The sequence below is a fragment of the Paenibacillus sp. FSL H8-0537 genome, assembly GCF_038051995.1.
GTDB lineage: Bacteria > Bacillota > Bacilli > Paenibacillales > Paenibacillaceae > Pristimantibacillus.
The window spans coordinates 6,003,587-6,025,482 of the sequence record NZ_CP150290.1 but is presented as its reverse complement, the minus strand read 5'-3'; the positions used below and the strand labels follow the sequence as shown (position 1 = coordinate 6,025,482).

Annotated in this window: 9 protein-coding genes; 8 read left to right on the top strand and 1 reads right to left on the bottom strand. The window is 48.3% G+C overall.

What is annotated here, in order from left to right; all coding sequences use genetic code 11:
- Positions 1-943 precede the first annotated feature (943 nt).
- The 7 genes from MHB80_RS25465 (at position 944) to MHB80_RS25435 (ending at position 12,708) form a co-directional block, all read left to right on the top strand.
- Positions 944-1,813 carry an ABC transporter permease subunit gene (locus MHB80_RS25465; protein ID WP_341283075.1) on the top strand — a complete coding sequence of 290 codons (870 nt, stop codon included), beginning with the start codon at positions 944-946 and terminating at the stop codon, positions 1,811-1,813.
- Between the two features lie 12 nt (positions 1,814-1,825).
- A complete protein-coding gene (locus MHB80_RS25460; RefSeq protein WP_341279583.1) occupies positions 1,826-2,719 on the top strand; it encodes a carbohydrate ABC transporter permease in 894 nt (297 codons plus the stop codon).
- Between the two features lie 75 nt (positions 2,720-2,794).
- Positions 2,795-4,330 carry an ABC transporter substrate-binding protein gene (locus tag MHB80_RS25455; RefSeq protein WP_341279582.1) on the top strand — a complete coding sequence of 512 codons (1,536 nt, stop codon included), beginning with the start codon at positions 2,795-2,797 and terminating at the stop codon, positions 4,328-4,330.
- 24 nt (positions 4,331-4,354) lie between these two features.
- A complete protein-coding gene (locus tag MHB80_RS25450; protein WP_341279581.1) occupies positions 4,355-5,224 on the top strand; it encodes a sugar phosphate isomerase/epimerase in 870 nt (289 codons plus the stop codon).
- Positions 5,225-5,337: 113 nt separating this feature from the next.
- Positions 5,338-6,429 (top strand): Gfo/Idh/MocA family oxidoreductase, encoded by a 1,092-nt coding sequence (locus tag MHB80_RS25445; RefSeq protein ID WP_341279580.1) that lies wholly within the window; start codon positions 5,338-5,340, stop codon positions 6,427-6,429.
- Between the two features lie 179 nt (positions 6,430-6,608).
- Positions 6,609-8,585: an AraC family transcriptional regulator gene (locus MHB80_RS25440; protein ID WP_341279579.1), complete on the top strand. Its 1,977-nt coding sequence runs from the start codon at positions 6,609-6,611 to the stop codon at positions 8,583-8,585.
- A 352-nt stretch (positions 8,586-8,937) separates the two neighbouring features.
- The gene (locus MHB80_RS25435) at positions 8,938-12,708 is read left to right on the top strand and encodes an S-layer homology domain-containing protein (protein ID WP_341279578.1); all 3,771 of its coding nucleotides are present in this window, start codon (positions 8,938-8,940) and stop codon (positions 12,706-12,708) included.
- 245 nt (positions 12,709-12,953) lie between these two features.
- Here the strand turns inward: MHB80_RS25435 and MHB80_RS25430 are convergent, their stop codons facing one another.
- Entirely contained in the window at positions 12,954-14,684 is a 1,731-nt protein-coding gene (locus tag MHB80_RS25430) for a methyl-accepting chemotaxis protein (RefSeq protein WP_341279577.1), read from the bottom strand.
- Positions 14,685-15,149: 465 nt separating this feature from the next.
- On the opposite strand from MHB80_RS25430, the gene MHB80_RS25425 reads away from it, so the two are divergent.
- On the top strand, positions 15,150-21,254 hold the full coding sequence (locus tag MHB80_RS25425) for a X2-like carbohydrate binding domain-containing protein (RefSeq protein WP_341279576.1): 6,105 nt from the start codon (positions 15,150-15,152) through the stop codon (positions 21,252-21,254).
- Positions 21,255-21,896: the final 642 nt, after the last annotated feature.

The following is a 21,896-nucleotide window of genomic DNA, read 5'->3' as shown; positions in this document are numbered from 1 at the left end:
CAGATCCGGATTCAGATCGAATTTAGTGTCAAACAATTTGCCTCTCCTACCGGGAATGTTACACCTCATGAAGGTAAACATATGTACCGAAAGTCAGCTTCATATCCATCGTTTCAGTGGGCCACTCCCTGCGCAAAAATAGACTGGGTGGACAGAGCAGCCGCTATTTCAACAGAATCACCGAGAAAGGCACAGGTGGCGGACTCAGGAGCCGCTAATGCGCTGCAAATAGCCATTTTGACGGAATATTCAGGGCCATAACGGATTTCCTGTCCGCCTACGACCAGAAACCGCATTAAAAGCCAGAATAGCGGAATCTCAGTCCGTCAAAAAAAGAGTGAGCGTCCGGAAATGCACGATCTCGGCAATGCGGCTTAGCCACCGGAGGCTTAGCAACAATCGGGGGCTCCGGTTCTCATGCCTTGAATCGTCAGATAAGATTGGCATCGATTCTCCAGCCTTGATAAAGTTCTGGGCAAGGAATGGCAGGGCTACTCCAGTTTGCATACACACCCTAGCAACCTTATTATAAGACTATATAGTGACCTAGTAGAAGCCTGCTCTGTACGCGCAATCGTACGGGGCAGGCTATTTAGCTATTTGATAAAGGACATGTCTTTTTTCAAATATAGAGAAAGGATGTCCTAAGGCGATCCATTCTCTATATTTCTCGGACTGAAACGCGCCGCCAAAGGAAGGCGACAGCCGTTTCACCTTGGTTCCCTTCCTCAAGATGTCGGAAGATGACAACGAAGAAGTCGGTTTAGTCGTAGTGTGCTTGCCCGCGAAAAACTAAGATAGAGGTAGAAGAAGTGAAGGGGGAACCGCGATGGCGACGACGGCAAGCACAGCTACATCAAAACCAGCGGAGCAGCAGACGGAAGTAAGACGGGCACAAAATCCCGTATTGAAAAGGCTGAAGCGTTACGCACCATTATTCATTATGATTATTCCCGGAGTCATCTATTTGTTCATCAACAACTATTTGCCGATGCTGGGTCTGATTATCGCCTTCAAGGATGTTAACTTTGCAAAAGGCATTCTAGCCAGCGATTGGATCGGCTTTAAAAACTTTGAATACTTATTCAAAACCGAGGATGCTTGGATCATTACCCGCAATACGCTGCTCTACAACATATCTTTTATCATATTAAACCTGATTATAGCAGTGGGCATCGCCATCTTGCTCAATGAAGTAAAGAAAAAAGTGGCCGCCCGTTTTTATCAAAGCATTGTACTCATTCCTTATTTGATCTCAATGGTTATCGTTGGTTACTTGGTGCTTGCCATGCTAAGTGGTGAAACCGGATTCATAAACAAACAGATCCTTCCGCTCTTCGGAATTGATCCGATCTCTTGGTACAGCGAGCCTAAATATTGGCCCTTCATCTTAGTTATCGTTAACGTTTGGAAAAATGTCGGCTATCTCTGTATCATTTATCTTGCAGCTATTATCGGCATTGATCCGGAATATTACGAAGCGGCAACGATCGATGGAGCAGGCAAATGGCGTCAAATTACGCAAATTACGATTCCGCTCATTGCGCCGGTTATTACCATTATGACACTGCTGCAAATTGGCCGGATTTTCTACTCGGATTTTGGTTTATTCTATCAAGTACCGCTGAATACGGGCGAGCTGCTCTCAACGACGAACGTAGTAGATACGTATGTATATCGGGCACTCATCAATCTCGGCGATATCGGAATGTCCTCCGCTGCTGGCTTGTACCAATCCGTTGTCGGCTTTGTGCTCGTGCTGCTGTCCAACTATATTGTAAGTAAACGAAACCGCGACAATGCGCTGTTCTAGGAGGTTATAGTCATGGTAAATACGAAGGATAAAATTTTTCAAGTTGCGATTCATGTGTTCTTTATCGCTGTTGTGATCATGTGCCTCATGCCATTCGTGCTGCTGCTGACGACTTCCTTTACGAGTGAAGCGTCCATTGTCAAGGAAGGGTACTCCTTAGTTCCGAGTGAATGGAGCCTCGATGCTTACAAGTTTTTGTGGAGTGATGCTGAAAATATTACCCGCTCTTATGGCATTACCATATTCGTCACGCTAATCGGAACCTTCGTCGGATTGTCCATATCGGCGCTGCTCTCTTATCCGATGTCGCGCAGCGATATGCCAATGAAGAAGCAGCTCGCCTTTTACGTCTTTTTCACGATGCTGTTCAACGGTGGACTCGTTCCGACCTATATCATTTACACTCAAGTATTTGATATGAAAAACTCTCTGCTGGCGCTTATTATTCCAGGCTTGCTGACGAATGGCTTCTTCGTCCTCATTATGCGGACATTCTTCCAAAATTCGATTCCGCATGCGATTATTGAATCCGCTTCCATTGACGGCGCTGGAGAATTCAGAATTTTCTTCAAGATGATTTTGCCGCTGTCGCTGCCGATTCTGGCAACGATTGGGCTCATGCAGACGATTGGCTACTGGAATGACTGGTTTAACGGGCTCATCTATATTACCGACAGCAAGCTGTTCAGCTTGCAAAACCTGCTGAACCGGATTTTGCTCAACGCCCAGTTTATCCAAAACAACGCAGCGACGCTTAATGCGGGGGAAGTAGCCAATGCGCAAATTCCGCTGGAAACGGTAAGGATGGCAATGGCGGTTATCGGTGTAGTGCCGCTGCTATGCGCATACCCTTTTTTCCAAAAGTATTTCGTTAAAGGGCTGGTTATTGGTGCTGTTAAAGGTTAAGGAGATTAACGTTCGGCTACACACGGCTCTCGGCCGGTTAGCATACAAGCTTGAACATACAGGGAGGTTGCAGAGATGAGAAAACGGACAATTGGAATAGCAGCGATGCTGCTGAGCGTTATGCTGGTGCTTGCAGCATGTGGTGGCAACAGCGGCAGTTCAACATCGAATGCCGGAGCAACGAATGCTGCAGGTGGAGAAACAGGCGGAGCGTCTGAACTCAAGCCTTATGAAATGACGGTGGCTTTCTTAAGCATCGGCAATACGAAGGATTTGGCTGAGGTTCAAGCTGAGGTCAATAAAATTACACAAGCTAAAATCAATGCAACGGTTAAATTCCTGCCAATCGATATCGGAGCATGGCAGCAGCAGATGAATCTAATGCTTGCAGGCAATGAGCCGCTGGATATTCTCGTAACCGGCACAGGGCTTAACTTTGGCACACAGGCTGCTAAGGGCCAACTGGTAGAGATGGATGAACTTCTAGCGAAATACGGACAAGATATTCAAAAGGTTGTCGGGGAAGATGTGATTAAAGCCGGCTCCTCGAATGGAAAAATTTACGCTCTTCCAAGCGTACGTGACTGGGCAGCAGATTATGGCCTCGTTATGCGCCAGGATATTGTAGACAAACACAAAATCGATGTCAGTGCGATCAAGACGCTGGACGATTTGACGGCTGTTTTCCAAACGATTAAAGCTAATGAGCCGGGCATGGCGGCCGTTCTGCCAGAGGGCCCAAGCTTCTCGGTTATCCAATCCATGGTGGGCAGCGTCATCGACCCGCTTGGCGACGAGAATGGTGTACTCGTTGGCTTTGATGGCGAGCTGAAAGTAGTAAACTGGTACGAAACGCCTGAATATGCGAGCTTGGTGAAAAAAGCAAGAGAATGGTACAACGCAGGCTTTATCCCTAAAGATGTTTCGACGAACCAAACGACTTCCGAGCAGTTGATCAAAGCTAACAAAGCGTTTGCCTTCATGGCGCACATGAAGCCTGGCTATGAAAGCAAGGAGTCGCTGCTTGCAGGTACGCCGCTCGTTGCAGCACGTATTTCTCCAGCGATTTCGACGACTTCTTCAATCGCTAACATTATGTTCGGCATTGCAAGAAACTCCGAGGACCCTGAGCGCGCTATGATGTTTCTGAACCTGCTTTATTCGGATGCAGACCTCGTTAACCTGATCGACTATGGCATTAAAGGCAAGCACTATGAAGTGAAGGAAGGCAATATCGTAGGCTTCCCGGCGGGCGTAGATTCTTCCAGCTCGACTTACAACCCGACACATGGCTGGATGTGGGGCAATCAATTGCTTTCCCATATTTGGGAAGGGGACAGCGCGGATCTGTGGACGAAGCTTGATGAGTTCAACAAATCGGCAGTGAAATCGAAAGCGCTTGGCTTCAGCTTTACAGCGGACCCTGTGAAAACAGAAGTGGCGGCTGTACAGAACGTGAAGGAGCAATTCAAGATTGGTCTGGAAAATGGCACGCTTGAACCGGATAAATATTTGCCGGAATATATTGCGAAGCTGAAATCGGCCGGCATGGAGAAAATCGTAGCCGAAAAACAAAAGCAGCTTGATGAGTGGGCTGCAGCCAATAAATAATATTCGAAGGAGTGATGGTCTGGCATGAGCATTCAAGCAGGCATTAACATTTATTCCGTCCATGAGCAGCTAGCTCAAGATTATTACGGCACTTTGCGCCAGCTCGCGGAAGCAGGCTATACCCATCTGGAAATGCTAGGCTTCAATATGGTGAAAATGTCGCGGTTCAGCGATGAGTTTCCAGCCAAGGAGGTTGCCGCCGAGCTGGCGGCTTCCGGCCTTAAGGCTATCGCAGCCCATGAAGGGCCGATGCCGGGCGAGGATTTGCTGGCCCATCGCTGGGATGAGCTGATGGATTATTACGAACAGCTAGGCTGTACGTCACTGGTGCTCCCATCCGTCTGGATGGATGACCGTGACAGCACGCTGCGTCTCGCCGAGCAGTTGGAGCAGCTTGGCGGCAAGCTTGCGCAGCGCGGCTTCCAGCTTTATCTCCATAATCATGCTCATGAATTCAAGTCGGATGGCGATACAACATTGTTTGATATCCTCGCCGCCCATACCGATCCCAAGCATTTGAAATTTGAGCTGGATCTCGTGTGGGTGATGCGGGCTGGGGTTGATCCGATTGCGGTAATGGAGCGTGTAGGCGACCGCTGCGATATGATTCATCAGAAGGATTACAGCAAGCAGCTGTCTGGCCCGCTTAATTTATTCGAGTCGATGCGTGCGAACGGCGACGAAGGGCTTGGGCTGATGGATGTATACCGCAAATATATCGTGCCTTCGGACTTTGTTGATCTCGGTACAGGCGCCTTCGATTTTGCCCATGTGTATGGAAAGATCAAGGAACTCGGACATGTGAAATATGCGTTGGTTGAAAATGAAGGAAAATCAGCGGACAAGCTTGCCAGCGTCCGCAACGATCTGGCATATTTGCGCACATACATTTAAAATATAAGCATTTATATGCTCATATCTATAACTATGCTTATATTTCATCGCGAAACGGTTGCTTTGCCGCCAAAAGACGGCGACAGCCGTTTCACCTTAGGAGGCTGCAAACGATGGGGAAATTGAAAGCAGGCATTATAGGCTGTGGAGGCATCGCCTTTCAGAAGCATATGCCGTCACTTAAAAATAATAGCGATTTGGTTGATATGGTTGCGTTCTGCGATATCATCCCGGAGCAGGCGGAGAAAGCGGCGCAGCAGTTCGGTACAGAGGATGCCAAGACGTATACCGACTATAAGCAGATGTTAGAAGATAGCTCAATTGATATTATCCATGTGCTGACGCCAAACCTGCAGCATTCATTTATTACCGTAGATGCGCTGGAGGCGGGCAAGCATGTGATGTGTGAGAAGCCGATGGCGATTAACTCGGCAGAGGCGCGTAAAATGCTGGATGCCGCAGAGCGGACAGGCAAAAAGCTGACAATCGGCTACCAAAACCGTTGGAATGATGATTCCCAAACGCTGCATCAAGCTTGCCAGGAAGGCGCGCTCGGCGAGGTGTATATGGCGAAAGCCCATGCGATCCGCAGGCGGGCGCTTCCAACATGGGGCGTATTTGCCGATAAGGAGCAGCAAGGTGGCGGCTGCCTGATTGATATTGGCACGCATGCACTTGATTTGGCATTATGGTTTATGGACAATTACAAACCGAAGTCCGTTAGCGGCTCGGTGTTCTACAAGCTGCGGGATAAGCCGGAGGGCAATATGTTCGGTCCGTGGAAGCCGGAGGAGCTGGAAGTCGAGGATTCCGCCTTCGGCCTCATTAAGATGGAAAATGGCGCAACGATTTTTCTTGAAAGCTCCTGGGCATTGAATACGACGGATGTGAAGGAAGCGAAGGCATCACTTTATGGCACAAACGGCGGCGCAGAGATGAAGCAGGGCGCAGATTATGCTGGAGAACTGATCTTCAACAATGTCCAATTCGGCAAGCTGATGGAAACGAAGGCGGCTGCCGGTCCCGGCATCGCGTATTTTGGCCCCGGCTCGAATGATCCGGGCACGAAGGAAGCCCGGCAATGGCTCGAGGCGGTTATCCATGATACGGAGCCGCTCGTTAAGCCGGAACAGGCTTTCGTGGTGACGCAAATTTTGGAAGCCATCTATGAATCGGCAGCGACCGGCAAGGAGATTTATTTGTAAAAGCATACAAAGAAGCTCGCAGCAATATTCGGCCCAGCCGAAGCTGCGGGCTTTTTTTGCATTTTAATAGAGCCAGGCGTTATTTTCATTGTAAATGAGAAGTCTTATCAATTATAATAAAGGAACTAAGGGATAGCTCGATCGGTTCATTTAAGGCAGGGAGTGGGGAGGTTGAGGAATTGAAGCTGGATGAACATATAAAACTATGGAACCAGGCGGCTATTAAAATATGGGATATTCGCCATGTCGTCATGCAGCCAGGCGAGCTGCTGGAGGATTATTTGCTGCCATCAAGCGGCTTCATTTACAGTGTGCGTGGTGCTGGGTATTTGAAGCTGGACGGCGACGAGCATGAGGCTCAGCGGTTTCATGTCCTGCATGGCGGCAAGGGCATGCGGCTGGACGTGTGGGCGGAGGAAGAGTTCGAATATTATTTGCTTTTGTACCGGGCGGTGTATGTTTTGCCGGGCAATAAAGAGCTGGCTCGGCTCATGGATCGACATCAGCCGTTTGCGCTGCAATATGGTTTTCAGCCGCAGGAGCCGCTGCCATTGCTTCGTCCGCTGGACCATATTCGCGAAGCATGGCAAAACGCAGATGATTTGGATCGCATCCAAATCAAGGGATTGTTTTATCAATTTATCCATGAGCTGCTTCGGCAAATGAAGACACAGGGCATTAAAGTAAGCAAGCCGGACCTCGTTACGCAGGCCATCCGTTATATAGAGGATCATTTTCAGGAGGCTATTACGCTGGAGTCGCTGGGGGAAAAGCTGAATTACAGTACCCGGCACCTGTCGATGCGCTTTAAAGAGCATACGGGAGCAAGTCCGATCCATTATTTGATTAAAATTCGGGTGAAGCGTGCGGCCGAGCTGCTCATTGGCACGGATGCGGCACTGAATGAAATCGCGCTTGAGGTTGGCTATGCGGATGTCTATTATTTCAGCCGAATTTTCAAAAAACATACCGGCTTATCCCCCGTTCGTTTTCAAGAGCGGGAACGTAAGAAGCGGCTTTCAGAAGATCGTCCATTCATCTTATCTGAAATATCCATTGGAACGGGCAAGCTGCGGCGTTATATTGGTAATTATGATAATCATTATCAATATAAACGTGGAGGGTCTGTACGAATGAAAAGAAATACAACATCTGGTCTCGCTATTAGCTTGTTGCTTACGTTAACGCTATTGCTAGGTGCCTGCTCATCAGGTACTGCGAATACGAGTACGAACACCGGAGCTTCTGCTTCCCCAACCACTGCGACGGAATCAGCGTCGCCCGCGCAAAATGACAGCGGCCAAGCATCGCCAACGGAAGCAGCAACTCGCATCATCAGCACAGAGAAAGGCGATGTGGAAGTGCCTGCCGAGCCGAAGCGCGTCGTTGCGCTATATATGCTTGGCGATGTGGTGGCGATGGGCGTGAAGCCGGTCGGTATTTCCGATGTGTATGAGGGAGCTGCGTTTGAGCAGGAGCTTACGGGTATTGCAACGCTCGGCGAATGGTTTGAGCCGAATCAGGAGGCGGTACTAGCTCTTGATCCAGACTTGATTATTGCCCCTTCTGAGGATACGTATAACAAGCTACGTGATATTGCTCCGACGGTGTACATTCCGTTTGACAAAATGACGACGGATGAGCGAATGAAAATGCTGGGCAAGGTGTTCGGCAAGGAGCAGGAAGTAAATACGCTGATGGAAAACTTTAACAAGAAAGTGGAAGAGAGCAAGGAAAAGCTGAAAGCAGCAGGCGTTTATGACAAAACGGTTTCTATTATTGAAGGCGGCAAAAAGCAAATGTCGGTCATCGCCAGCAAGCAGTATGGCCGCGGGTCGCAAATTATTTATGAATACTTGGGAATGAAGGCTCCGAAGGTGATTCAGGATAAAATCGATGTCGCAACAGTTGGCGATGGCGAAAACGTATCGCTGGAGGTTCTGCCGGAATATATGGGCGATTATATTTTCCGCTCCTCATGGACGGGTATGGATGATTTATCCGACAACTCGATTTGGAACAGCATCCCGGCTGTAAAAGAAGGCCGCTTGGTCGAAATCGAATTTGGACTTGCGTATTACAGCGATATTTATTCGCTGGACAAGCAGCTTGATTTTATCGTGGAGAAGCTGCTGGAGGGTGCACCAAAGGCATAGCACCTGTTTTATCTTTATACCAAAGCTAGCCAGCTGCTCTACAACAGCTGGCTTTTTGATGAGGGAATGCCCGTTCACATGTGCAATTAGCGGCTGTGAACGGGCATTCTCTTTTTCATTTATAAATAGAAGGGATCCAGTATTTGTGCAGTTTTATCAAGTAAATGGCGCAGTGTGAACAAATGAAACCTGGGTGAACAATTTGTGGGAACAGCAGCGGTTCAGCCTGCTCCGAATTGTTCAATTGAACGATAGCCAGTGGTTGGTTACAATTCATTGTGACGCTCCAGCATTTTTTTGCAAACGCATACATGCCTGGGGTGATCTATATACAGAGAGGGGATTCATCGTATTGAATAAGCGAAAATGGCTTTCGGCCGCATGCTCCTGTCTATTGGTGCTGTCCATGCTTGTATCTGCTTTTCCTGCCTATGCGGCAGAGGGGCTGCAAAACGGGGACAATTCTTCTAATGTGAGCGCAGCGGTACGTGATGATTTTACCGAGCAGGAATTGAAGGATAATGACTATATTCTTTATTTTGTGAATGCAGGGGATGCAACGCCATCTACAGTAGAAGGCACTGATAAGTTTGGACTGTATTCCTCCGTAACCGAGCAGGTCTATGGGGCGGATGCTGCAACCGGAAAAAAATGGGGGTTAGTAACGACTACATCAGCTGCAAGAACAGGCGATGCTTCAACGAAGCTGGGTACGCTGCGTTATTATAACGGCTCGCAAGTAAGGGATAAGGCGATTGAATACAAATTTGAGCTGCCGGAAGACAGCTATGATATTACGTTTGGGTTCAAAAATCCATGGAGCGGCCGCAGCGTCAATATGGTTGTGAACGGGACGAATCTCTTCGGTGAAACTGCTATTGGAGAATATGATGCCGTAAAGGAGGTAACTTACCGCAATTTAAGGCTGACAGGAAATGAAATGCAGGTTCGCGTTCAAGGGCCAGCAACTGCAGCATTAAGCAATTATAATGATCCAATGCTTAGCTATATTATTGTTCGTTTGAATGTCACGGTTCCTTTGTCCGACTTGGGAAATAAGCTGGATGAGGCAAGAAGCGAGGCAACTGATGTGAAGTACACACGCTACAGCGTACAGGTGCTAAATGATGCAATTGCCGATGCTGCTAGTACATTCGATGCACTGTCTGCAAATGGAACAGACATTCAAGACCCTGCGGTGCAGGAGCAGATTCGCTCGGCTATCGCTTTATTGAATGTCGCGCTTGCCCAGCTTTCGCTGGATGTGCCGAATACGTCGTTTAAGCCGGGCACGGTTTGGAATGATACGACCGGTGCGCTTATTCAGGCACATGGCGGCGGCATCATCTACGATGAGCATACGCAAAAATATTATTGGTATGGCGAGGATAAAACCAATGGCTATTTGCCAGCCCGCGGCGTTCGGGTATACTCCTCAACCGACTTATACAATTGGGAGGATCATGGTCTGGCATTGACTGCGATTGGGTCGATGAATGATTTTACGAATGATCCGCTTATCTCTCAGCTGTATGCAGGCAGAACGGATCAAGCCAGCATTTTGAACGATATTGGGACGGATCGCATTATCGAGCGTCCAAAGGTTATTTACAATGATGCAACCGGAAAATACGTGATGTGGATGCATACGGATGGCCCGTCGGAAACGTCGACAGCCAACTATGCAAAGGCGGAGGCTGGCTACGCGCTGAGCGATTCGCCAACAGGACCATTCGTCTACGGCGAAAGCCACCGGATGGACCGTGCTCCTGCGGATGCCACCTACAATGGGCAGCCTAACCAGCCGGGAATGGCGCGGGACATGACGCTGTTCAAGGATGATGATGGTACAGCTTACCTCGTCTATTCCAGCGAGGAAAATATGACGATGTACATTTCCAAGCTAAACGAGGAATATACCGATATTGTCGGCTGGCATAAAGACGGCAATATCGAGCGCGATACCGTATATAAAGCCGAATATGGTGTCGATTACGTTCGGGTATTTCCGGGAGGACAGCGGGAAGCTCCTGCCTTGTTCAAATATCAGGGCAAATATTATATGATCACATCAGGCGCCACCGGATGGGACCCGAACCTTGGGAAATACACGGTTGCCGATGATATTTTCGGTGAGTGGAAGCCGATGCGCGATGTAGCGCCAGGCAGCGGTACGACGTTCGGCTCGCAAAGCACGCATGTTCTTCCGATTGATCCAGCAGCGGGCAAATTCCTCTATATGGGCGATCGCTGGGACAAAAATGATTTGAAAAATTCGCGTTACATTTGGCTGCCGATCGAATTTGGCCAAAATGATGAAATCGCGCTGCGCTGGCGCGATGAATGGACGCTGGATGAGCTGAACGCTATGGGACGTATTACGATTAATACGCCTTTGCCTTCGCAAACCTCGATTGGCAAAGTGCCTGTGCTGCCAGATACGGTGCAAATTACATTGTCTGGCGGTTCGCAAACGACGGCTGCAATTGCTTGGAATGCAACGCCGGAGCTGTTTGCTAAGCCTGGAATTGTTACGCTGAAGGGTACGCTTAGCGGGGCGAGCAGCAAAACGATTGAACAGAAAATTTATGTGGTGCCGGATCGCAGCGCTTATTTCGTTCATGCCGGAGGTGCGGCGACAGCCGATTATAACGACATGATTTCCTACATGGAAGATACGCTTATTAATAAAGAAGCGATCGATCAGAAATATGATCCGGACAATGGTCAAAATTGGGGTTATGTTGGTGACAATACCTTGACCTCGGGTACGGCTAGTGGCGATTTGTTCGCCTCACTGCGTTATTTAAAGTCTGGTACTGGCGATGATTTGCCGTACCGTTTTGATATCGCAAATGGCGAATACGATGTATATGTAGGCCTGTTCGACCCATGGTCGCAATATAACCCTGGTACTCGTAAAGCTCATATCGTTATCAATGATGAAATTAAAACGAGCAGCTATACATTCAGCGCTTCGCGAGATGTACTGGGATATGAAGACGTTAATGTATCTGATGGGAAGCTTGCGCTGACGGTTCGCCGGGCGGTTAGTGGCGCTCCCGATCCGCAAATCAGCTGGATTATGATTGTTGCTAAGGAGCAGACAGCCGTTCAGGCGGCAAATCGTCTAGGCGAAATAGCAGCACCAGCACAAGGGGCGGTACAACTGGCGCTTCCGGAAGCCCCAGAAGGCTTCACAGTGGCGATCAAATCCTCCAACAGTGCGGTAATTGGTACCGATGGTACGATTACGCCGCCAGAGCAAGCAACAACCGTTCAATTGGAGCTGGAAGTGACGCGGCTATCGGATCAGACCAGCGCTGTTATCGTTCGTTCGGTTATCGTTCCTGCCAAAGCAAGCAGCGGTGGCGGTACAGACCCAGGGACAGACCCAGGCACGAATCCTGGAACTAACCCGGGAACAAACCCAGAGACGAATCCTGGCTCGGGGTCCGGCAGCAATCCAGGGTCAGGCTCGGGAAGCAGCTCAGGCAATGGGTCGAATCCAGGGACTACGCCGGGAACTGGTACGGATCCGGGAACGAATCCAGGAACAGATCCAGGAACAGGAACGAATCCGCCGGCATTCCCGGATGTAAGCAGTCATTGGGCAGGAGCGGCAATTGGCAAGCTGACGGCTCAGGGTATTATGCAAGGATATCCCGACGGCACGTTCCAGCCGGATAAAAAGATGAATCGCGCCGAGTTTATGACGATTATTTTCCGCTTGTTGAAGCTGGACACGGCTGCCGGTTCATCGAAATTTAGCGATGTGTCGGAAGGATCTTGGTATGCAGGCTCGGTAAATGCGTTGGTCAATGAAGGAATTGTTAGCGGATTTGCTGATGGCAGCTTTAAGCCGAATCAGGAAATTACCCGCGAGGAAGCTTTTGTGATTTTGTACCGTGCGATTAAGGGGCAGCTTGCTGCTGGCACGGCGAGTGGCGAAGGCAGCTTTAAGGATGGCGACAGCATCTCTGCTTGGGCAGCGGAAGCGGTTCAAGCTCTGGCAGAGCATGGTCTGATCAGCGGTTATAAGGATGGTTCTATCAAACCGGAGCAATCGATCAATCGTGCTGAAATAGCTACGATTGTCGCCAAGCTTTTGCAAGAGAAGTAGAAAATGAGAAGAGCAAGGTTTCCCGGGATCGCCTTGGAAACCTTGCTCTTTTATTTTACCCTCGAAACGGTGACTTTGCCGCCAGAGGAAGGCGACAGCCGTTTACGCTTGAAATATAGGAAAGGATATGATGTTTTGATCCATTCTCTCTATTTCTACGCGAAACGTCAGCTTTGCCACCAGAGGAAGGCGACAGCCGTTTACGCTTGTTTGTTTTTCAACTGTTCCGTTGGCAGATGCCTTCGTCAGTTCACTTTAAAGCTGGAAATAGCTGTTTCCAAATCGCTAACAATGCGATTCAGTGCTTGTGCTGATGCTGCGATATGCTCCATCTGCGCAAGCTGTTCCTCCGTTGCCGCCGCCACGTCATCTGTTTTCTCTAAATTGGAGGCAGCGCCAGCTGCAGCTGATTCTGTCGAAGCACTAATTTGCTGCGAGCCTGCGGACAATTGCTCAGCAATGGCCGAATTATCATGGAGCTGATTCGCAATTTGCTCAATAGCGATAGAGATAGCATCAAGCCGCTCCTGCACAACTTTCAGCTGATCGCCGCCATTTTCGACCTCTTGAACGGTTGTCGCCATATAGCTGGATGCACTGCCGATTTCACTGCGTGTGCCAGCTACGAGCGTATTGATGCCTTCCGCTGACTCCAGCGAGGCCGCCGCCAGCTTGCGGATTTCCTCCGCAACTACGGCGAAGCCTTTGCCTTGTTCTCCTGCCCGTGCTGCCTCAATTGAGGCGTTCAGTGACAAAATATTCGTTTGACCGGCGAATGCGGTAATATTTTGAGCGATTTTGCCGATTTGCTGCGAGCGATGCTCAAGAGACTGAATGCTTTCCGACAGCTTCGTAATTACGGAACGAACATCCTCCATCTGGGCGATGAGCGCAGCGAGCGCCTGCTGGCTTTGCTCGGTTTGCTCTGACGTTTCAGAGGAATGCATGGCAATGGAGGTTGTATTTTCGGCAATACGCTGAATGCCAACCGCCATTTCTTCAATGGCACGGGATGTTTCCTGCGCTATTCTAGCTTGAACCATTGAGCTTTGAGCGACCTCCTGAGTCCGGATCGCGGTATGCTCAGCGGCCTCGGTCGATTCCTGCGACGCAGCTGTCAGCTGGGAGGAAGCTGCGCTTACCTCGACCGAAGACTCCGAAATGCCGGCAATCAGCTTGCGCATCGTGTCTATCATATGATCGACGGCTGCTGAAATGCGGCCAAGCTCGTCCCCTCCAGGACTTTCATCGCGCTGCACCGTCAAATCTCCCGCTGCCACTTGATTGGATTTGGCGACGATTATGCGAACTGTCCGCATAATTTGACGAACGGTGATGATAACAACGACGACTAAAAGAAGGCTGAAAATAGTAGTTGCTAGGATTGCTACAAGTTCATTTTGATCCACTTGCTTGTTAGTGGTCGCAATCGTCAGCTCCGAATACTTGTCTATGCTTTCTCCAATCTCGTCAAGGCCGGAGCGGCTGGATTTAAAAGCGTCGTCAATTTCGGCATTGCGGAACTGGTGCTGATCCACGGCAGCAGCCTGTACGGCAGCAGAGGACCACAATTCAAATTTTGGCTGGAATTGGCCTAGAATCTCCTCAATCGTGCGGCCAGATTCACCATATGCCAATTTTTGTAAAGATTGCTCTACAATAATAGCGTTTGCTTTTCCGACACGTTCGAATACCTGCGCGATATTCTCGGACAACTCTTTGCGCGCTTCCTCCGCTTCAGCCGCGTTTAACGTACCAGACTCCACTTTTAAATACGCTTGATAAGCTTGATACATGTCGCGGTCTGCATTCAAAATAAGTGAATTGACCTGATAGGATGTGTTGTAAATCTCCTTTGTCATCGTATGCACAATTTGCTGCTGGCCGTTCAGGTAATAAAAGCTCGATACCACATACGCAATAAGCGGAATTGCAGCAAGCAGAGCAAGACGCCAGCGTAAAGATAGTTTTAACATAAAATCCCGCCCTCTTTTCTAAAAGTAAATCTAACAAAGTATATATCGGTGAAAATCACGTTTTCCGTAACAATTTTATGAAGTGTTTTTAAAATAATTATGTCGAAGCTGTATGGTGAAAAAAGGTGGGGAAAATGCTAGGCTATTTTCTTGGATAAAGCCTTGCCAGTCGCGGTTTATGCTCGATTGAAAATTCGACACATTTCGATAAAAATTCAGGCCTGAATCCCTCTTTTTTTGGGAGGAATATGCTGTAATTTGTCGAATTTATTCATAGCTAGAAATTTCCTGACTTAATTATGACACAGAAGCTATTGGGTGGCGTCATCAGAGAGAGTATAAATGAAGCATAGAGGAGGGTGAGTCCGGCGGGATGTACGAGCCTGCATATATTAGGAATCGGGTTTTTGAAAGAGCTTGCAAGACATAGACAGCAACTTATTAAAATTCTGGAGGCACTCAGCTATGACAAAAAGGCATCACGCATCGATATGGCCACGAATAGGAATTTTTATGCTCGCTTTTATCATCATGCTTCAAGTTTGTATCCCTTCCATTTATGCAGCTCCTACGCCGGACACCTTTACAAAAAAAAGCGGAGAGACGTTGCCTACGAAATCTATGACAGCTGGAGCCTATGGTAATGGACTATACATCGCGGTTGGATATGATGGGGCAATTATTAAATCTACAGATGCCGAGCATTGGGAAAACGTAAAAACAAAGGCCGATTCTAATTATAGTGGAGTAATTGCTCCAGCAAGCTTTATTTTTTATGGCGTTGCTTATGGCAATGGCGTCTTTGTTGCCGTTGGTTCTGAAGGGGTTATTTTAAGCTCCACGGATGGCGTGAATTGGACACAGCGAACCTCGGGGATTTCTACCCAGATTTCTAATGTCGAATATTTTACCTTTAATGGAGCTGGAGCCTTTTATGCACTCTCGAAAGGGAAGTATGTTACCTCTACCAATGGTACTACTTGGACAACGGTTGTACCTACTGGATTGCCTTCTGACAAATCCATCACTCAAGTTACAGTGGGAAACAATGGGGCGCGCCTCGGTGTGTCGAGTGAGGAAGGCAAAATTTATTCGACGACTAATGGCACGACTTGGACTTTCGTTCAGCCAGTGACCCCAGCCTCACTCCCCGCTAATGGAGCCAATTTTCTGGAATGGATGAATGACCGTTATTTTATGGCAGATATTAGCGGCTATATCTGGACCTCTACCGATCTCGCCACTTTTACCTTAATGGGTGCCCCGTCTTTACAAGTTGGGTCAAATCCAACCGGCCAAATGAGAAAAGGCTTTTATGATGGAACGCATTATTATTTGTTTGGCAGCGAGGGAAGCAAATATGGGTCTGTTTATACGTCAACAGATGCGACAACTTGGACGCTGCAGCCTTTTGAACGAGAGTTTGTTGATCAAAACGCTTCCTTTATAAATGGAAAATATTTCTTGTTTGGCAATGAAGGGATGAGCGTCTCAGATACGGGCTCGAATTGGAGCTATAAATGGGGCGGGAATTTTAATGAAATTATTTATGACGGTACCAAATATATAGCCGTTGGGCAGCTGGGAAAAGAAGGAACAATTTGGACTTCGAATGACCTGTCTGCGTGGACGAAGCAAAGTATTTCGGGACAAGCAGATGCTTTTACATCAGTGGCGCACGGAAATGGCAAGTACGTGGCAGTTGCCGGACCTTATCACGGCGCAACAAAATTGGCTACCTCCAGTAACGGTACAAGTTGGAGCCTGCAAGGGAGCTTACTTGGCAATGAATTTTTTAATGATGTTGCTTATGGCAGTGGGATATTTGTGGCTACAGGTTATACCAATAAGGCTGTGATCGAGACATCGGTGGACGGTGTAACTTGGACTGAGCAGACTTTGCCTACCAATACGTTGAACTATTTAGCCTCGGTTGCTTATATTAATAATCAATTTGTAGCGTTAGGAAATGCTAATGATAATTTTGGAAATGTGATTGAATTAGCAATTTTGACTTCAACTGATGGGATAAATTGGGTAAATCACTCTAGCAGTTATCCTAATTCAACCGATTTTGTAACCAATATAATTTTTGATGGAAGCAAATATATTTTGCTTGGGTACGATTCATTAACCTATGAAATGTTTACCCGTACGAGTGCGGATCTTGTGACATGGTCTTCTCCTGGTTTAACAGGAGGATATTCAGCATATGGTGGTTCGACATTTATAGGGAAAAAAGGCAATATGCTTTATGGACTTTTTACAGATAGCAGTTATGAATCAGAGGACATTTTTTATTCAAATGATGACGGTGCTACTTGGCAAGCAACTTCTACTTTAGATGCTACCAAGAGAGCATCTGCATTAATGACCGTCAATAACGAAATTGTTATATCCGGTCCTAACAAACTGGTTATGACCTCGGAAGCGGTAGTTTCTTCATCGGCAATTACCCCTGGTACGGCAAGCTTTGATAAAGAAACATCGGCGCAGGTGGATGTAGCAGTAACGATGACGCTGAACGGCAATACGCTGAGCAGCATCACGAATGGCGGAGTGACGCTGACAGCGGGAACCGATTACACAGTTGCGGGCAACACGGTAACGATTAAAAAGTCGTATTTGGCGCAGCAGTCTGTAGGCACGACGAACCTCGCGTTTAATTTCAGCGAAGGAGCAGCGCAGACGTTGGCGGTAACGGTGAGCGATACGACGCCGCAAAACAGCCAATTGAGCCAGACAACAGCGAGCTTCGATAAAGAAACATCAGCGCAAGCGGATGTAGCTGTAACCTTGACGCTGAACGGCAATACGCTGAGCAGCATCACGAATGGCGTAGCAACGCTAACAGCGGGAACGGACTACATGGTTGTGGGTAACGTAGTGACGATCAACAAAGCATATTTGGCTCAGCAAGCAGTAGGCACGACGAACCTCGCGTTTAATTTCAGCGGAGGAGCAGCGCAGACGTTGGCAGTAACGGTGAGCGACACAACGCCGCAAAATAGCCAGCTTAGCCAGACAACAGCAAGCTTTGATAAAGAAACATCAGCGCAAGCGGATGTAGCTGTAACTTTGACGCTGAACGGCAATACGCTGAGCAGCATCACGAATGGTGTAGTAACGCTAACAGCGGGAACGGACTACACGGTTGTGGGCAACGTAGTGACGATCAACAAAGCATATTTGGCGCAGCAAGCAGTAGGCACAACGAACCTCGCGTTTAATTTCAGTGCAGGAGCAGCGCAGACATTGGCGGTAACGGTGAGCGACACGACGCCGCAGAACAGCCAATTGAGCCAGACGACAGCGAGCTTTGATAAAGAAACCTCGTCGCAAGCGGATGTAGCTGTAACGTTGACGCTGAACGGCAATACGCTAAGCAGCATCACGAATGGTGTAGCAACGCTAACAGCGGGAACAGACTACACGGTTGTGGGTAACGTAGTGACGATCGACAAAGCATATTTGGCGCAGCAAGCAGTAGGCACGACGAACCTCGCGTTTAATTTCAGTGCAGGAGCAGCGCAAACGTTGGCGGTAACGGTAAGTGACACAACGCCGCAAAACAGCCAATTGAGCCAGACAACAGCGAGCTTTGATAAAGAAACCTCGTCGCAAGCGGATGTAGCTGTAACGTTGACGCTGAACGGCAATACGCTGAGCAGCATCACGAATGGCGTAGCAACGCTAACGGCGGGAACAGATTACACGGTTGTGGGCAATGTAGTGACGATCAGCAAAGCATATTTGTCGCAACAGTCAGTAGGCACGACGAACCTAGCGTTTAATTTCAGTGCAGGAGCAGCGCAGACGTTGGCAGTAACGGTGAGCGATACAACGCCGCAAAACAGCCAATTAAGCCAGACAACAGCGAGCTTCGATAAAGAAACATCAGCGCAAGCGGATGTAGCTGTAACGTTGACGCTGAACGGCAATACGTTGAGCAGCATCACGAATGGTGTAGCAACGCTAACAGCGGGAACGGACTACACGGTTGTGGGCAATGTAGTGACGATCAACAAAGCATATTTGGCTCAGCAGTCAGTAGGCACGACGAACCTCGCGTTTAATTTCAGCGCAGGAGCAGCACAGACGTTGGCGGTAACGGTGAGCGATACGACGCCGCAGAACAGCCAACTCAGCCAGACGACAGCGAGCTTCGATAAAGAAACATCAGCGCAAGCGGATGTAGCTGTAACGTTGACACTGAACGGCAATACATTGAGCGGTATCACGAATGGTATGTCAGCTCTAACGCCAATGACAGATTATACGCTTGTGGGTAACGTAGTGACCATAAGCAAAACGTATTTGGCACAACAAGCTATAGGCACATCGAATTTGTCATTCAACTTCAGTGGAGGCACAGCGCAGATACTGGCAGTTTCGATCAGTGACTCTACCATTCCGGCACCACAGGATAGCAGCCTGAGCCAGACGACAGCGAGCTTCGATAAAGAAATATCGGCGCAAGCAGATGTGTCCGTCACTCTAACACTGAACGGAAACACATTGAGCGGTATCACAAACGGTATGTCAGCTCTGACACCAATGGTAGACTATACGATTACTGGCAACGTAGTGACAATCAGCAAATCATATTTGGCACAACAAGCGGAAGGTACAACAAATCTCTCATTTAACTTTAACGCGGGAGCAGCGCAGACGTTGGCGGTCACCATTAGCGATACGACGCCTGCCAATTACGAGGCACCTGTCCTGCAAGCTATTAACTCTGATAATGCCAAGGCGAATCTGCAATGGAATCCAGTAGATGGAGCAGATGGCTACAAAGTGTATATGGCTCTCCAATCTGGGGCCTACAATACAGAGGTAACCACTGTTGGCCAGTCAGTATACAGCTATGAAGCAACTGGCTTAACGAATGGCACAACCTACTATTTTGTAGTAAAAGCCGTTTTTGCAAGCGACCTGAGCGATGCTTCCAATGAGCGGTCGGTGACGCCAATAACGGTTGCGGAAGCACCGACAGCGGTATCCGCCGCAGCTGGAAATGGTCAAGCAACGGTCTCATTCACAGCACCAACAGATAACGGCGGAAGTATCATTACTGGCTATGAGGTTGTAGATGCAGAGGGACATACAGTAGCAACGGGACTCGTTAGTCCGATTACCGTTACAGATCTCACGAACGGGACGAGCTATTCCTTCACGGTAAAAGCGATTAATGGTGCAGGCTCTAGTGAAGCATCCGTATCGTCCAATACCGTTACGCCATCAGCGCCTACAAGCGGCGGTGAAACGACACAGCCAGGTTCTTCGTCTTCCTCATCCTCAGGAACATCTGGTACAGGCGTAGACATCTGGATTAATGGGCGTCAGGAGAGAATCGGAAGTTCAGCTACATCTAATGTAAATGGCAGCACTACGACTACGATTACAGTCGATCAAGCCTTGCTGGAACAGAAGCTGACTGCAGAAGGTCAAGGTGCGATTATTACTATTCCGCTTCTTGGCAACAGCTCAAACGCCGTAATTGGCGAGCTGACAGGTCAAATGATTAAAAATATGGAGCAAAAGCAAGCTGTTCTTGAGCTCAAAACCGATCGGGCAACCTATACGGTGCCTGCTCAGCAAATCAACATTGATGCAATCTCCAAACAGTTGGGTCAAGCAGTTTCGCTGAACGATATTACGCTTCGGCTTGAGATCGGTACTTTAACGGATAATATGATGAAAATTGTACAGGGATCAGCAGACAAAGGTGGATTTACGTTGGCGGCACCTTCACTTGATTTTGCAGTGAGCGCGGTATACAACAATCAGATCATCCCTATTACCAAGTTTAGTGCATATGTAGAACGGACTGTCGCCTTGCCTGCTGGCATTGATCCGAATAAAATTACAACCGGTATCGTAGTCGAGCCGGACGGTACGGTTCGCCACGTTCCAACTAAGGTTTTAGAGGATAAGGGTCAATATTTTGCCAAAATCAACAGCTTGACCAATAGTGCTTATTCGATTGTCTGGCACCCGCTTGAATTTAAGGATGTTGCCAATCACTGGGCCAAGGAGTCGGTCAATAATATGGGCTCACGTCTTGTCATCAATGGAACGGGCAATGAGCTATTCAGTCCAAACAAAGATATTACGCGTGCAGAGTTTGCGGCGATTATCGTGAGGGGGCTGGGGCTTAAGCTTGAAAATAGTGCGGCCTCATTTACCGATGTCCAATCAGCTGATTGGTATGGCTCTGCTGTTCAAACAGCGAGCGCTTCTGGTTTAATTAATGGGTTTGAGGACGGCTCGTTCCGTCCGAACGACAAAATCACCCGTGAGCAGGCGATGGCGATTATCGCCAAAGCAATGAAGATCACAGGATTGAAGGACACACTCCCGGCGGTAGAGTCAGGAGAGTTGCTAGGCCGCTATAATGATGCTGCAAAAACGTCCGCTTGGGCAACTGCGGGTATTGCTGATGTGCTGCAAGCCGAAATTGTTACAGGCAGAAGCGACACGCAGCTGGCTCCAAAGGCGAATATGACGCGCGCAGAGGTAGCAGCAATCATCGAGCGCCTATTGAAAACATCCGGTTTAATCTAATGCTTTAAAATCTACAAAGCCATATCTTTCTTCTATATTAATATAGGCATATGCCGCCCACCGCGGCATGGCAGAGCCTAACACTTATTTAGAGCATTCCTTCTTGCTGTATAACAGCAGGAGGGGATGCTTTTTTTTTGAGGACACAGATTCCGCTATTCTGGCTTTTACTGTGCTTTCAGGCCTTAAGCGGACAGGAGAGCCGCTATTGCCCTCCATATCCCGTCAAAATGGTCATTTACAGCGCATTAGCGGCTCCTGAGTCCGCAGCCTGTGCGAAAACCGTGAATCTTTTGAAATAGCTGCTGCTGTGTCCGCCAAACATATCATTGTGCAGGGTGAAGCTCCTAAAAGTGAAGAGAATGAAGTGGAGCCGCCTTACAGTACGTAAGATCACATTCAAGAGGGGTAGCATTCCCCGCAGTAGCAGGAATACGTTTGACACTGAATCTAAATCTAAATTCAACAAGCATCTAAATCGCTTACGTTTGCATACATATCCTAGCTTCAATAGACGCCTCGAAAAATTTTTTGAAACTTTTTTGATCCAATAGTGATCCAAACGTAAACAGCCTGCGTGTTAGTGTATGTAAAGAACAAGCGGACAACGAAAACACATAAAACGATTCTAAGGAGTGAAGC